The organism is Saccharomonospora cyanea NA-134, assembly GCF_000244975.1.
Taxonomy (GTDB): domain Bacteria; phylum Actinomycetota; class Actinomycetes; order Mycobacteriales; family Pseudonocardiaceae; genus Saccharomonospora; species Saccharomonospora cyanea.
The window spans coordinates 3,267,680-3,280,403 of sequence record NZ_CM001440.1 but is presented as its reverse complement, the minus strand read 5'-3'; the positions used below and the strand labels follow the sequence as shown (position 1 = coordinate 3,280,403).

12 protein-coding genes and 1 pseudogene are annotated in these 12,724 nt (G+C 70.0%); 8 read left to right on the top strand and 5 right to left on the bottom strand.

Annotated elements, in window-relative coordinates:
* The first annotated feature begins 60 nt into the window (after positions 1-60).
* Both SACCYDRAFT_RS15345 and hisS read left to right on the top strand, forming a co-directional pair.
* On the top strand, positions 61-624 hold the full coding sequence (locus SACCYDRAFT_RS15345; RefSeq protein ID WP_005457457.1) for a hemerythrin domain-containing protein: 564 nt from the start codon (positions 61-63) through the stop codon (positions 622-624).
* 248 nt (positions 625-872) lie between these two features.
* On the top strand, positions 873-2,171 hold the full coding sequence (gene hisS / locus SACCYDRAFT_RS15340) for a histidine--tRNA ligase (protein WP_005457456.1): 1,299 nt from the start codon (positions 873-875) through the stop codon (positions 2,169-2,171).
* 18 nt (positions 2,172-2,189) lie between these two features.
* Here hisS and SACCYDRAFT_RS26955 read toward each other — a convergent pair whose 3' ends face one another.
* The 3 genes and pseudogenes from SACCYDRAFT_RS26955 to SACCYDRAFT_RS15320 form a co-directional block, all read right to left on the bottom strand.
* Entirely contained in the window at positions 2,190-3,038 is an 849-nt protein-coding gene (locus tag SACCYDRAFT_RS26955; RefSeq protein ID WP_232283687.1) for a hypothetical protein, read from the bottom strand.
* A gap of 160 nt (positions 3,039-3,198) precedes the next feature.
* Positions 3,199-3,852, bottom strand: a pseudogene (locus SACCYDRAFT_RS26950) (serine/threonine-protein kinase); the annotation flags it as partial.
* Between the two features lie 1,388 nt (positions 3,853-5,240).
* Positions 5,241-6,230 (bottom strand): helix-turn-helix transcriptional regulator, encoded by a 990-nt coding sequence (locus SACCYDRAFT_RS15320; protein WP_005457450.1) that lies wholly within the window; start codon positions 6,228-6,230, stop codon positions 5,241-5,243.
* A 115-nt stretch (positions 6,231-6,345) separates the two neighbouring features.
* Here SACCYDRAFT_RS15320 and SACCYDRAFT_RS15315 point away from each other — a divergent pair, with 115 nt between their 5' ends.
* The 4 genes from SACCYDRAFT_RS15315 (at position 6,346) to SACCYDRAFT_RS15305 (ending at position 8,783) form a co-directional block, all read left to right on the top strand.
* Positions 6,346-6,813, top strand: a complete 468-nt coding sequence (locus SACCYDRAFT_RS15315) for a VOC family protein (protein WP_005457448.1) — start codon at positions 6,346-6,348, stop codon at positions 6,811-6,813.
* A 61-nt stretch (positions 6,814-6,874) separates the two neighbouring features.
* Positions 6,875-7,093, top strand: coding sequence for an aldo/keto reductase (locus SACCYDRAFT_RS15310; protein WP_043536528.1), 219 nt, complete (start codon positions 6,875-6,877; stop codon positions 7,091-7,093).
* Between the two features lie 357 nt (positions 7,094-7,450).
* A complete protein-coding gene (locus SACCYDRAFT_RS25940; protein ID WP_083844765.1) occupies positions 7,451-7,654 on the top strand; it encodes an aldo/keto reductase in 204 nt (67 codons plus the stop codon).
* A 175-nt stretch (positions 7,655-7,829) separates the two neighbouring features.
* Complete coding sequence (locus SACCYDRAFT_RS15305) at positions 7,830-8,783, top strand: erythromycin esterase family protein (RefSeq protein ID WP_232283685.1); 954 nt, start codon at positions 7,830-7,832, stop codon at positions 8,781-8,783.
* Positions 8,784-8,805: 22 nt separating this feature from the next.
* On the opposite strand, the gene SACCYDRAFT_RS15300 is transcribed toward SACCYDRAFT_RS15305, so the two are convergent.
* Entirely contained in the window at positions 8,806-10,368 is a 1,563-nt protein-coding gene (locus SACCYDRAFT_RS15300) for an MDR family MFS transporter (RefSeq protein WP_005457444.1), read from the bottom strand.
* 149 nt (positions 10,369-10,517) lie between these two features.
* Between SACCYDRAFT_RS15300 and SACCYDRAFT_RS15295 the strand changes: the two genes are divergently transcribed.
* Entirely contained in the window at positions 10,518-11,129 is a 612-nt protein-coding gene (locus SACCYDRAFT_RS15295) for a TetR/AcrR family transcriptional regulator (RefSeq protein WP_005457442.1), read from the top strand.
* Between the two features lie 57 nt (positions 11,130-11,186).
* Positions 11,187-11,396 (top strand): hypervirulence associated TUDOR domain-containing protein, encoded by a 210-nt coding sequence (locus SACCYDRAFT_RS15290; protein WP_005457440.1) that lies wholly within the window; start codon positions 11,187-11,189, stop codon positions 11,394-11,396.
* Positions 11,397-11,399: 3 nt separating this feature from the next.
* Here SACCYDRAFT_RS15290 and ilvA read toward each other — a convergent pair whose 3' ends face one another.
* The gene (gene ilvA, locus SACCYDRAFT_RS15285; protein ID WP_005457438.1) at positions 11,400-12,689 is read right to left on the bottom strand and encodes a threonine ammonia-lyase IlvA; all 1,290 of its coding nucleotides are present in this window, start codon (positions 12,687-12,689) and stop codon (positions 11,400-11,402) included.
* Positions 12,690-12,724: the final 35 nt, after the last annotated feature.

The following is a 12,724-nucleotide window of genomic DNA, read 5'->3' as shown; positions in this document are numbered from 1 at the left end:
GCCGGACGTGGGTAGTACGCGGCTGAACGCTGACCGTGACGCCGAAGGGATCCCACCACGATGACGAGTACCTCGGAACAGAACCTGATCGATGTGATCATTCAGGACCACCGCGAGGTGGAACAGGTGTTCGCCCAGCTCGAAGAGCCCGGTGTCGAGCCGCAGCGCCGCAAGCAGCTGGTCGACCACGTGATCGCCGAACTCGTGCGGCACTCGGTCGCGGAGGAACAGCACATGTACCCCGCCGCGCGCCGTCGCCTGCAGAACGGTGACGAGATCGCCGACCACGAGATCGAGGAGCACTCCGAAGCGGAGCGGATCATGAAGCGGCTGGAGGGCATGGAGGCCACCGACCGGGAGTTCGACGGTCTCGTGCGCCAGCTCATCGACTCGATCCGGCACCACATCGAGGACGAGGAGAAGGACCTCCTGCCCAAGCTGCGGGCCGCCTGTGACGAGCAGGAGTTGCGCGACCTGGGAGAGAAGGTGGTCATGGCGAAGCGCACCGCGCCCACGCGCCCGCACCCGTCGGCGCCGGACACTCCTCCCGCCAACCGCATCCTCGACCCCGGTGCCGGGTTGGTCGACCGGGTGAGGGACATGCTGAGCGGACGCAACGTCTGAAACCCGGTCATGCCGGGTCCGCGGCCGACCGCGTTCGGGTGTCACCCGTGCGGTCGGCCGTCTCGCGTCCGGAGGGTGTCCAGGGCTCTCGCTAGCGGCGGTGGCCGACCGCTCCGTTGCCGCAAAGTATGTATAACGACCTATACGCTCGGGATCGGGTGGGTGCTCACCCCAGGGGTGGCGCGCCGTGCGGCGGCCGACGCGGGACAATGGGCGCCGAGTCGACGACAGCGGAGGAAACGACAACCATGGCGAAGGCCGCCGAGCCACCCTCAGGCACCCGGGACTTCCTCGCGGACGACGTACGTCGCCGCAAGGCCGCGTTCGACACGGTGTCGGGCGTGTTCGAGCATTACGGGTTCGACCCGCTGGAGACTCCGGCGTTCGAGCGGCTCGAGGTCTTCGCGGGCAAGCTCGGCGACGAGGCCAGCGCGCTCATCTTCAAGATCCTCAAGCGCGGGGTGCACGAGGCGACAGGTGAGGCCGACCTCGCGTTGCGCTACGACCACACCGTGCCGCTGGCCAGGGTCGTCGGCACCTACGGCAGCCAGTTGCCCTCGCCGTACAAGCGGTACGCGATCGGTCCGGTGTGGCGGGCCGACCGGCCCGCGAAGGGCCGGTTCCGGGAGTTCACCCAGTGCGACATCGACACGGTGGGCTCGGCCTCGCCGCTGGCGGACGCCGAGATCCTGTGGGCGATCCACGACAGCCTGGCGGCGCTGGGCGTGACCGACTTCCGGGTGCTGGTGAACAGCCGCAAGGCGCTGCACGGCCTGCTGGAGGCGTACGGCATCGCCGAGGAACGCGGCACGGCCGTGCTCGGCACGCTGGACAAGCTGGACAAGCTCGCCGCCGACGCGGTGGTGGCCGAGCTCGTCGACCGGGGCCTGGAGGCCCGCGTCGCCGAGGAGCTGGTGGGCGACGTGACCGCCGCCGACACCGACCGCGTGCGCAAGCAGCTCGACACCACCGAGCGCGGGCGCGAGGGACTGGCGGAGATCGACCGGCTGCTGGAGCTGACGTCCGGCCTGCCGGACGGCCGAGTGGTCTTCACACCGCGCATGGTGCGCGGCCTCGACTACTACACCGGACCGATCTTCGAGGTGGTGGCCACCGGATACCCGGGTTCCATCGCCTCGGGCGGCCGCTACGACGGGTTGGTGGCCAAGCTGGGCGGGCCGGACCTGCCCGCGTGCGGTGGTTCCATCGGCCTCGAACGCATCCTCGCCATCCAGGCCGCCGACGCGGAGGCGACCGGCGGGCTCGACGTCGCGTTGACCGTACTCGGCGCGGAGGACATCGTGATGCGCATGGCCGCCGACCTGCGCGGTCAGGGCCTGCGCGCCGGCGTCTACCTGGGCACGTCGGGAAAGCTGGGCAAGCAGCTCAAGTGGGCCAACGACCAGCGGGCGCGCGTCGTGCTCATCCACGGGCCCGAGGAGCAGGCCGAAGGCGAGGTCACCGTGCGTGACATGGCCAGCGGCGACCAGAGCCGCGTTCCGGTGACCGAGGTCGCCACGAGGGTGCGCGAGCACCTCGGCCGCTGACAGGCGCGACCGTGCCGCTCACCGCAGGAGGTCGCGGGTGTCCACACGCGGCGCGGTACGGCGGGCGGTGCGGCGCGCGGTGAAGCGCCGCACCAGGACGAACGGGATCGCGAACGTAGCGACGGGCAACCCCTGCAGGTAGACCAGCGGTTCGTTCAGTGGGGCGCCCAGGAGCAGGTAGAGCGCCACCGGCAACACGCTGGCCCCGATGCCGATCACGAGACCGAACCGGTCGAGCAGGTCCCGCCCGGACACCGACGACAGCAGTACGAACAGCAGCACGGCCGTGATCGGCGTAAGGAAGATCAGGCTCGTGCCGGAGGCGGAGACCTCGGTCTCCAACTGGATGTGGAAGCCGGCGACCCAGGTCGCCAGTGGAAGCGCGAACTGCGCCGTCCCGCCCAGTGGTTCCCCCGTGGTGTGCCGTGCGATGGCGATGTCGGCGACGGCGAGCAGCGCCAGCGGCGCCAGTGCGTGGCCGCAGAAGACGAGCACGGTGTCCGGAGGCGAGAGCAGGTTGTCGTACGGCACCCAGCGCGCCGTGATGACGGCCGGAAGGAGGACACCGAGCGTGAACGCGCCCCAGAACCGGGTCCGCTCGGTGCGGAACGGCCGGAGCAACACGACCAGCGCCGTCAGCACCAGCGGCACGATCTCGGTGAGGCCCAGCGTGTCCAGTGGCACCGGCGCCTCGATGGCCTGGTTGAGCAGGCGGGCACCGACGTAGCCGAGCACACCCGCGAGCGCGGCGCCGAGGGCGACCCCGTTGGGCAGCCGCCTGCCCTCGTTCCCGGGCGGAGTGGCGTGTGGGGGAGCGGGGAGAGGTCGCTTGGCCGGCGTGGCGGGTCGGCTCTTCCTCCTCCGCAACCACCGCGGTCGGGGCGGGAGAGGGTTGCTGCACGGGTCGAGTGGCCTCGGCGGCCGGTACCGTGGTCGCGACGGTGGTGGCCGGACCGTGGTCGGGGGTGAGCGATTCGAGTAGTCGTGCCGCGGTGGGACGCCCGGCGGGGTCTTTGGCGAAGCAGGGTTCGAGCACCGCGCGCAGGCGGGCTGGAACGTCGTCGAGGCGGGGTTGGCCGTGGGCGACGGCGTAGAGGACGGAGGGCAGCGACCCTGCCTTGAAGGGTCCGCTGCCGGTGGCGGCGTAGACGAGCACTCCGGCGAACGAGAACACGTCGCTCGCGGGTCCGACCTCGCCTGCTTCGACCTGTTCGGGTGACATGAACCCCGGGGTCCCGATGGCGACCCCGGTGGCCGTGAGGGTGGTCTGGTCGAGGACGCGGGAGATGCCGAAGTCGATGACTCTGGGCCCGTCGCCGGAGATGAGGATGTTGCCGGGTTTGAGGTCGCGATGCACCACGCCCGCCTCGTGCACGGAGACGAGTGCTTCGGCGAGCGCGGCCCCCAGCGCGAACACCTCGTCCTCGGGCAGCGGCCCCTTGTCCTGCACGTACTGGGCGAGTGTGGGCCCGTCGATGTACTCGGTGGCCACCCACGGGCGGGGCGCGTCGGGGTCGGCGTCGACGACACCGGCGGTCCAGAAACCGCCGACCCTGCGCATGTTCGCCACCTCGTGGCGGAACCGGTCGCGGAAGGAGGACTCCTCGGCGAGGCCCGCGGACACGAGCTTGACGGCGACCCGCCGCCCGCCGCGGGACCGGCCCAGGTAGACGGTGCCCATCGCCCCCGAACCCAGGCGGCCCAGCAGCGTGTAGTCGCCAACGCGGGCAGGGTCGTCGTCGGTCAGCGGCCGCACAGCACCCCCCAGCGAGCTCATGGATCCGACGCAGCGTAGCCGATGAGACACCGGCCACGAAGTCAGCTCTCGCTCTTGGTCCGGAGCGCGTCGCAGCTCTATGTCTATGTGGTTCGGCAATCGTGCTGGACAGGTGCACGAGGGGCACAAAGGGGAAGTGCCAGCAGATGCTCACTCTGGTCCCATGATGGGTGCATGACATCCATTCATGTACGTGATGTCTCCAAGGACGTGGTGGATTGAGGAGTGACTTCATGGGTGTGGACGTGGTCCTCGTACGCGTAGAGAGGAAGGGGACCAGTCCGAAGCGGCGACATGCTCGTCAGGTAGCTGTGGTCCTGGACACACAGGACAGGTTTGCGCGTCTCTGTGTATCGAGCAGTCTTCCGATGTTGAGCCGTGCGGATCCCTACGGAACACTGGTCCTGACCCGGCAAGAGACGAACCAGTTTGTTTCCGAGGTGGAGGCTGAATCAGTCCGAAGCGAAGACCCGGAACTCAAGGACCTCCTGGGAGAGGTGCTCGGACTGGCGCGATGTTGTGAAGCTCAAGAAGGATCTGAACTGCGTCTCGAAGGGGACTGAAACCAGCGTGGGCTTCGTGGCTGTCGCCGCGGGCGAGTCGCCGGCGCAGTACGTCGGGAAGTTCGGGTGCTTGGACGGCGAACACATCGGTGCCCTTGTGTACGGGCTGTCCCGTAATGGTCAGTTGGGCATGGACAGGACCACCAGCCTGCGTGCCACGGATTGGTGGATGGGTGTAGGCGGATCCCCCTATGCTCCCGCCGTGCGGGAGCCTCTGATCACGGCAGTGGCCGACGACGACCCGGTGGGTGCGTTCCCGCGGAACCTTGCTGATGAGGTTCGTGCGGTCTTGGCGGTCATGCCGGAGACGCGGCTCCCGCCCGTGTTGCCGTTCCTGGTGGACGTGGCCGGTGAGGTCGTCGCGATCCCGTATCGGATCTACCAGGACGAGCCGCCCGTCGACGCGGTGCGCTCGCTCACAGCCCCGCAGCGGGTGATCCTGTACTGCCTGTACTCGCGGCACAGCGACGGGTTGGTCCGCCAGCGCCACCTGGAGCAAGTCGCCGGTTCCGACGAGCCGTGGGTGGTGCCGTTCGTGGTGCAACTGGTCGGCGAGTACGTCCTGGAGATCCTGGAGACCGTTCAGCACGGCCTTTGCGACCTGCCCTACCCACGCTCCGCCCAGCGGCTGCTCTATGGAGACTTCATCGCGCGAAATCCGGCCTACTTCTCCCCGCCACAACCATCTTGGCGCTGCCAAAGCCGCAGTACCACCGGGTGGTTGCCGCCCTACCCGGTTCCCGCGGCGCGCTTGGAGCGACGGGACAGCTCCGCGAACGCCGTTCGCAGCTCCGGCGGTCCGACCACCTCGATTTCGGTGTCGAAGCGAGCCAACGCCGCCGCGAGGGCGGCCCAGGACCAGGATCCCGCCGTCAGCCTGGTCCGGGCGGTGCGGAGTTCCTCGACGACGCCGTCGCCGGCGAACGGGGCCACCTCCGTTGCGGGCAGGTCGAGGATCACTTCGCCGCGACAGGGCCAGGCGTCCGTACCTTCGGAGCCTTTGAACCGGGCCGACAGGAATGTGGCTACGTCGCCGCCCGGCACTTCCCGGGGCGTGAATCGCGGGCCGTTGGGGACCCGTGGTGTCATCCGGTCGGCGCGAAAGGTCCGCCAGTCGGCGTGGTCGGGGTCCCAGCCGACGACGTACCAGCGTCCGGCCCGCGCCACCAGGTGGTGGGGCTGCACCCGACGGGGCGGGAGCGGCTCGGCGTCCTCGGGTCGTCCCGGTGAGCGGTAGTCGAACCGCACCTCCTCGCGCGCTCGGACCGCGGCGCTCAGCGTGAGCAGGATGGCGGTGTCGACAGAGGGATCGGTGCTGTGTCCGGTCGCGCTGATCTCAAGGGCGTCGACACGCTGCCGCAACCGCGACGGGAGCACCTGCCGCACTGTGGTCAGAGCCCGCGCGGCCGCCTCTTCGATGCCCGCGCCCGTCCCGACGGCGATCCGCAGCGCCACGGCCAGCGCGACCGCCTGCTCCTCGTCGAACAGCAGTGGCGGCATCCGACTGCCCGCTTCGAGCCGGTAGCCGCCGTCAGGGCCCTTGACCGCCTGGACGGGGTAACCCAGCTCGCGCAGCCGGTCGACGTCGCGGCGCACGGTCCGCTCGCTGACGCCGAGCCGCTCGGCGAGCAGGCCGCCCGGCCAGTCCCGGCGGGCCTGCAGCAGCGACAACAGCGACAGCAGTCGGCTGGAGGTCGTCGTCGAGGAGGCGATCGGCATGGTTTTCACCTTGCCCCAAGTAGCGGACGTTCTCTGACCGGTACTGCCGACATCGTCGTTCCTGTCGCCGGAAACCTCCGGCACCAGGAAACCAATCGAGAAGGACCGGAACACCATGTCGCTCAACGCCGTCGCCCATCTGAACTTCCACGGCCAAGCCCGCGAAGCCCTGGAGTTCTACCAGTCGGTGTTCGGCGGGCAGCTCACCGTCGCCACCTACGCCGACTTCGGGATGCCCGCCGAGCTTCCCGGCGCCGCCCACGTCGTGTTCGGCCAAGTCGTGGCCGACAACGGCTTCCGGGTCATGGCCTACGACGTGCCCGGCGAGCACACGCCGACCGCTCCGGGCGCGCCCACCACGCGTCGTGAGAACGGCACCACGATCACCGAGGAGCCGTTCTTCCTCTCCGTCCGCGGCGAGAGCATCGACGAGGTCACCCCCGTGTGGGAGGGTCTCGCCGAGGGCGCGACCGTGATCGAAGAGTTCGGCCCCGCGCAGTGGGCGCCCGCCTTCGGGATGCTCGCCGACCGCTTCGGCGTCACCTGGATCGTAGACGTCGCTGCCGACCACACCCAGGCCTGACCGTCCCGAAAGGAGTGCGGCCGGTCGCGGCCGCACTCCTTTCGTCCTCGCAGGAGGATCCGTGCAAACTCGCCCGCCCGGCCGGACCGGCATCCAGGTCAGCGCCTACGCCCTGGGCACGATGTTGTTCGGACCCCACGGCAACCCCGATGCCGACGACCGTGTGCGCATCGTCCACCGCGCCCTCGACGACATCATCGACATCATCGACACCGCCGACGTCTACGGCGGCGCCGGCACCGGCGGAAGAACGAGGCCGAACAGGTTCATCCGGCGGTGATCGGCATGCCGATGCTCCCTGGCCCGGTGCGGGTGTTGTTGCGTGCAGCCGATCCAGTGAGACGAGCTTCTTACGGGCGGCGTCCAGGCCGACCTGAAGCCCTTGCACTTCGCCGAGCCAGCCGTTGGCACGGGCCTCGGCAATCCGGTCGGTGAGGTTGCGGGCGATCTCGACCAGCCGGGTTCGCTGGCGGGGACCAACGCGCAGTATCGGGCAACGGACTCGGCATGCTCGTGGGCGCACGGGCTTCCATAGGGCCTGCCGCAGGTGCCGGAAAACAACTCTCGGAAGCCATCCCTGAACTGATCTTGGTGGTAGGAGTGGTGGGATCCTGGCGAGTCCCGCGACGGCTCGGGCGTGGTCGGGCGTGTCGAGGCAGTTGGCGGAGTTTCCCTGCGGTGCCTGCGCCGCTTGGACACCGACTACATCGACGTGCTCTGGGTGCACGCCCGCGACATCCTGAGCCCGTTGCCGGAGCTGATGCGCGCGCTGGACGATCAGATCCGGGCGGGCAAGGTACTGCACGTAGGTGTCTCGGACTGGTCCGCGTGGGGCCCATGACCTCGCGATGGTCGCGTGGGGCCCCTCGCCGAGGGGTGGCTGACCGGCAAGTACCTCGATGGCGCGGAAGGCCACCTCACCCGGGTGGCTGGGACTTCAGCGGTGAACGCCGTGACCCGGTTTCGCCTTGACCTCGAGCGTGCTGGAGCTCGTAGCGTCCTCCAGGGACAACGCCGTGGGCAGGAAGCGAATGAGGGGTACGGGTGTGGAAGAGCTGGGGTTGAGGTCGTGGTTGGCGGCGAACGTCCGCCCGTTCCCGCTCACGGGTGAGGCGACGGTGGCCGTGCCGGAGGTGTTGGCACGTGCCGAGGTCGTCGGTCTCGCCTCGGCCGTCCGTTCGGCGCGGGAGTCCGTGCTCGCCACCGGGGTGCTCCTCCGCGGTCTCGTGGCGGAGGCCGGGTTCCGCGCCGTGTTCATCGAGGGCACCGAGGAAACGGGCCCCGCGCTCGACCGGTACGTGCGCACGGGGGAGGGGGACCTGCGGGCACTCGTGCGGGCGAGCCAGTCGTTCCTGCGCACCACCGACGCGGAGGACGTGCTGCGCGGAATCCGGTCCTGGAACCGCAGTCACCCCGACGACCCCGTGTCCCTGGTGTCCGTCCAGAGACCGATCGAGGGCGACTCGCTCGCCGGGATCGAAGCCGCACTCGCCGACACCGTGCTGACGTGGCGGGCCGAGACGGGGCAGCGGATCGTCCACTGGGGCGGCATCGCCCACCTCGTCGTGGGCGACCCGCGCCGAATCCCGCCCAACCACGTCGGCCGCAGCGCGGGCGGAGCTCTGCGCGCCCGGCTCGGCCCCGGTTACGCCGTCGCGGCGTTCACCACGGGCTGCGGAGCGGCGCCGTTCCCGGTGCCCGCCCCGCAGCCGGACTTCCTGGAGTCGGTGTTCGAGGGGCTTCCCGCCGGAGGAGACGAGGGACTCCTGCTCGACCTGCACCGGGCGGCCGAACACGCTCCCGACACCGTGGCGCGGTGGCTGCGGCGCCCGCTGCGTACGCGCATGATCGGACCGGTCTACGACCCCGGCCGCGACCAGGACTTCCGCGTCGAGGCGGGGCCGCTCGCCGACAGCCTGGACGCCGTCGTGCACCTGCCCCGCCTCACCCCGACCACGCCCGTGACGTGAGTCTGCGGCGTGAGTTCTGCCGTCAGGAGCGGGCGTCGTCCTTCTCGGCCGGCTCCACGTCCAGGGTCGTGCGCAGCGGTGCGGGCTTGAGCAGCAGCGCCGCGACGACACCCACCACCGCGATGGCCGTGGAGAGCAGGAAGATGTGCCCCGTGGCGTCGCCGTAGGCCAGCTCGACGATCCCGCGGATCGGCTCGGGCAGCGCCTCCAGGTTGAGGTTGCTCGTCCCGCCCGACGCGGAGGCGGGAACACCGGCCTCCCGAAGGCCTTCCGCGACGCTGTCGTTGACCCGGTTGGCGAGCACGGCTCCCAGCACCGAGATGCCGATGGTGCCGCCCAGCGACCGGAAGAACGTGATCGACGCGCTCGCGGCACCGACGTCGCGCAGCGACACCGTGTTCTGCACGGCGAGCACGAGGTTCTGCATCGACATGCCGACGCCGACGCCGACGGCGGCCAGCCCCGCGAAGACGACGAGCAGCGGCGTGTCGCGGTCGAGCGTCGACAGCACGCCGAAGCCCGCGACCAGGACCACCGTGCCCGCGACGATCTGCGCCTTGAGCTTGCCGGTGCGGCTGACGATCTGGCCCGACACCGTGGACGAGACGAGCGTCCCGAGCATCATCGGGATCATCAGCAGCCCGGCTTCCGTCGGGTTGTACCCGCGGCTGACCTGGAAGTACTGGCCGAGGAACACCGCGCCGCCGAACATCGCCATGCCGACCGCGAGACTCGCCAGGATCGCCAGTGCCGGGCCCTTCTGCTTGATCACCGACAGCGGCAGCACGGGCTCGGCCACGCGCGACTCCCACCACACGGCGATGCCGAGGATGAGCACCGAGGGGCCGACCATGGCCGCGGTCTGCCACGACAGCCACGCGAACGACGAGTCCACGAAGCTCACCCAGATCAGCAGCGCGCTGACCCCGGTCGCGAGCAGGGCGGCGCCGACGTAGTCGACCTGCACCTCGGCGCGTCCCCGTACGGCGGGCAGGTGCAGTGAGCGCTGCAGCACGCCGAGGGCCACGACGGCGAACGGAATGCCGACGAAGAAGCACCAGCGCCACCCGAGCCACGAGGTCTCGGTGATGACACCGCCGAGCAGCGGGCCGCTCACGGTGGCGACCGCCATGACGGCGCCGAGCAGGCCGTTGTAGCGGCCGCGGTCCTTCGGCGGGATCATCGCGGCGATGATCGTCTGCACGAGCGCCTGGAGCCCACCGACGCCGAGGCCCTGGAACGCGCGGGCGGCGATCAGCTGTCCCGCGTCCTGGGCGAATCCGCTGAGCAGTGAACCGACGAGGAAGATGCCGATCGCGATCTGGACGAGGGTCTTCTTGTCGTAGAGGTCGGCGAGCTTCCCCCAGATCGGGGTCGACGCCGTGGCCACCAGCAGAGTCGCTGTGACGACCCACGTGTACTGGGTCTGGCTGCCGTTCAGCGAGCCGATGATCTTCGGCAGTGCGACGGACACGACGGTGGAGCTGATCATCGCGACGAACAGCACGAGCAGCAGGCCGAACAGCGGCCGCAGCACGCTCGCGCGGTCGGTTTCACGCGGGGTGGGCAGGGTCGAGGAACTCACGCAGCCTCCGGGCTGTCGGTGTGGGGTGGGATCGGGCGGCAATCGAGACAGCAGACATCGTTGCCATAGGCAACTATCCTCGTGAACTTGCCCACTGTGCAAGTTTGCGCGTTGAGAATCATGTCACGTGTCGGCCTACCATCGCGGACGTGGAGACAGCGCTCGGGTTGCGGGAACGGAAGAAGATCGCCACGAAACTGGCGCTGCACGAGTCGGCGATGCGGCTGTCCGTGGAGCACGGCTACGACACCGTCACGGTGGAGGCCATCGCGGACGCGGCAGGCGTTTCACGGCGCACGTTCTCGAACTACTTCGCCAGCAAGGAGGAGGCCATGCTGCACGGCGACAGCATGCGCCTCTACGCGCTGCTCGACGCCGTGGCCGCACGCCCGGACGAGGAATCCGCGTGGACGGCCCTGCGCGAGGGGACCGCGACTGTGCTGCGCGAACTCCGGCAACGGCGACGCGACCGAAGCGACTCCCCCGACTGGCTCACCCGGGCGCGGGTGATCCGGTCGCATCCGGCGCTGCTGGCCGAACAGGTCGCCACCTACGCCTCCTTCGAACGCACCCTCGCAGTGGAGATCGCGCGGAGGACGCCGGAGGAGAGCCGGTCGGTCACCCGGGTCAGGGTGGTCGCCGCCTGCTTCCTCGCCGCCCTCCGGGTCGGCACCCAGGCATGGCTGGACCGCGGCGACGACACCTCGGCCGCGGAGTTCATCGACCAGGCTCTCGTCGAAGCGGGACAGGCCTTCCCGTGACCCGGCCCTCGTGGTGGGTACGCCTTTTCCGTGGGAGCAGTGAAGGGAGGACCGGCCATGGCGGAGTTCGCAAAGGGCGATCGCGTGCGGTGGGAGGCGGGCAACCAGAGCTCGGTCGGCACCGTCGAGGAGAAGATCACCTCCGACACCGAGGCGGGCGGACGCACGGTCAGGGCGTCGAAGGAACACCCGCAGTACCTGGTGCGCAGCGAGAAGTCAGGCAAGACGGCCGTGCACCACCCGGACAAGCTGCACCGGGTGGACTGACGCTCACGTCAGGAACGTGAACAGCGGGCTGTCCGGCTCGACCCGCTGGATGCGGTGGGGTGCGCGCTGCATCCGTTCCAGGATCGCGGCGAGGTTCTCCGCGGCACCGAGTTCGATGCCCACCAGCGCGGGCCCCGTCTCGCGGTTGTTGCGCTTCACGTACTCGAAGAGCGTGATGTCGTCGTCGGGCCCGAGCACGTCGTCGAGGAACCGGCGCAGCGCACCCGGCTCCTGGGGGAACTCCACCAGGAAGTAGTGCTTCTTCCCCTCGTGGATCAGGGCGCGTTCCACGATCTCGGCGTAGCGGCTGACGTCGTTGTTCCCGCCGGAGAGCACGCACACCACGGTGGCGCCCTCCGGCAGGCCGAGTCCACCGAGTCCACCGAGGTCACCGAGTCCCAGCGCGGCCGGGGCGAGGGCGCCCGCGGGTTCGCTGATGACGCCGTCCGACTGGTAGAGGTCCAGCATCTCCACGCAGATGCGCCCCTCCGGCACGGCGACGAGACGGGGAGCGTGGCGCGCGGCGAGCGCGTGCGTGTGTTCGCCCACCACCCGGACGGCCGCACCGTCGACGAACGGGTCGAGCGTGTCCAGTGGTGTGGGCCCGCCTCGTTCCAGTGCCAGCGCCATGCTCGTCGCGCCCTGCGGCTCCGCGCCGAGGACCTCCACGTCGGGGTACCGCTCCCGCAGCCAGGCCAGCGTGCCGCCGAGCAGTCCGCCGCCTCCCACGGGGACGACCACCACGTCGGGTGCGTACCCGAGCTGCTCGACGATCTCCTTCGCGACCGTGCCCTGACCCGCGATGGTGCGCGGGTCGTCGAACGCCGGGATGGGCACCGCGCCCGTGGCGGTCGCGTACGCGCGTGCCGCCGCTGCCGCGTCGTCGTAGGTCTCGCCCTCGACGACCACCTGGACGTGCTTGCCACCGAGCCAGGCCACCCGCTCGCGTTTCTGCCTCGGTGTCGTCCTCGGCAGGTACACGCGCGCGTCGACCCCGAGGGCCGCCGCCGCGTACGCGACACCCTGGGCGTGGTTTCCCGCGCTGGCGCAGACCACGCCGTGGGAGCGCTGTTCCTCGGAAAGGCGGCTCACCAGGTTGTAGGCGCCGCGCACCTTGTAGGAGCGGACGGAGTTCAGGTCCTCCCGCTTGAGCCAGACGTCGAGACCGTGGCGGCGGGACAACCGCTCGTTGCGGTGCAGGGGAGTGGGAGGAATCACGTCGGCGAGCCGCCGGGCCGCCGCCTCGACGTCGTGTGCGGTCACGCTCGGAGGCGTCGGTGTCTGCTCGACCACTTCCAACTCCCTGCGACTCGACAGCGGCGGCGTAC

Coding starts and splice junctions, on each gene's coding strand:
- SACCYDRAFT_RS15345 (WP_005457457.1), top strand. CDS start 61: ATGACGAGTACCTCGGAACAGAACCTGATCGATGTGATCATTCAGGAC.
- hisS (WP_005457456.1), top strand. CDS start 873: ATGGCGAAGGCCGCCGAGCCACCCTCAGGCACCCGGGACTTCCTCGCG.
- SACCYDRAFT_RS15320 (WP_005457450.1), bottom strand. CDS start 6,230: ATGCCGATCGCCTCCTCGACGACGACCTCCAGCCGACTGCTGTCGCTG.
- SACCYDRAFT_RS15315 (WP_005457448.1), top strand. CDS start 6,346: ATGTCGCTCAACGCCGTCGCCCATCTGAACTTCCACGGCCAAGCCCGC.
- SACCYDRAFT_RS15290 (WP_005457440.1), top strand. CDS start 11,187: ATGGCGGAGTTCGCAAAGGGCGATCGCGTGCGGTGGGAGGCGGGCAAC.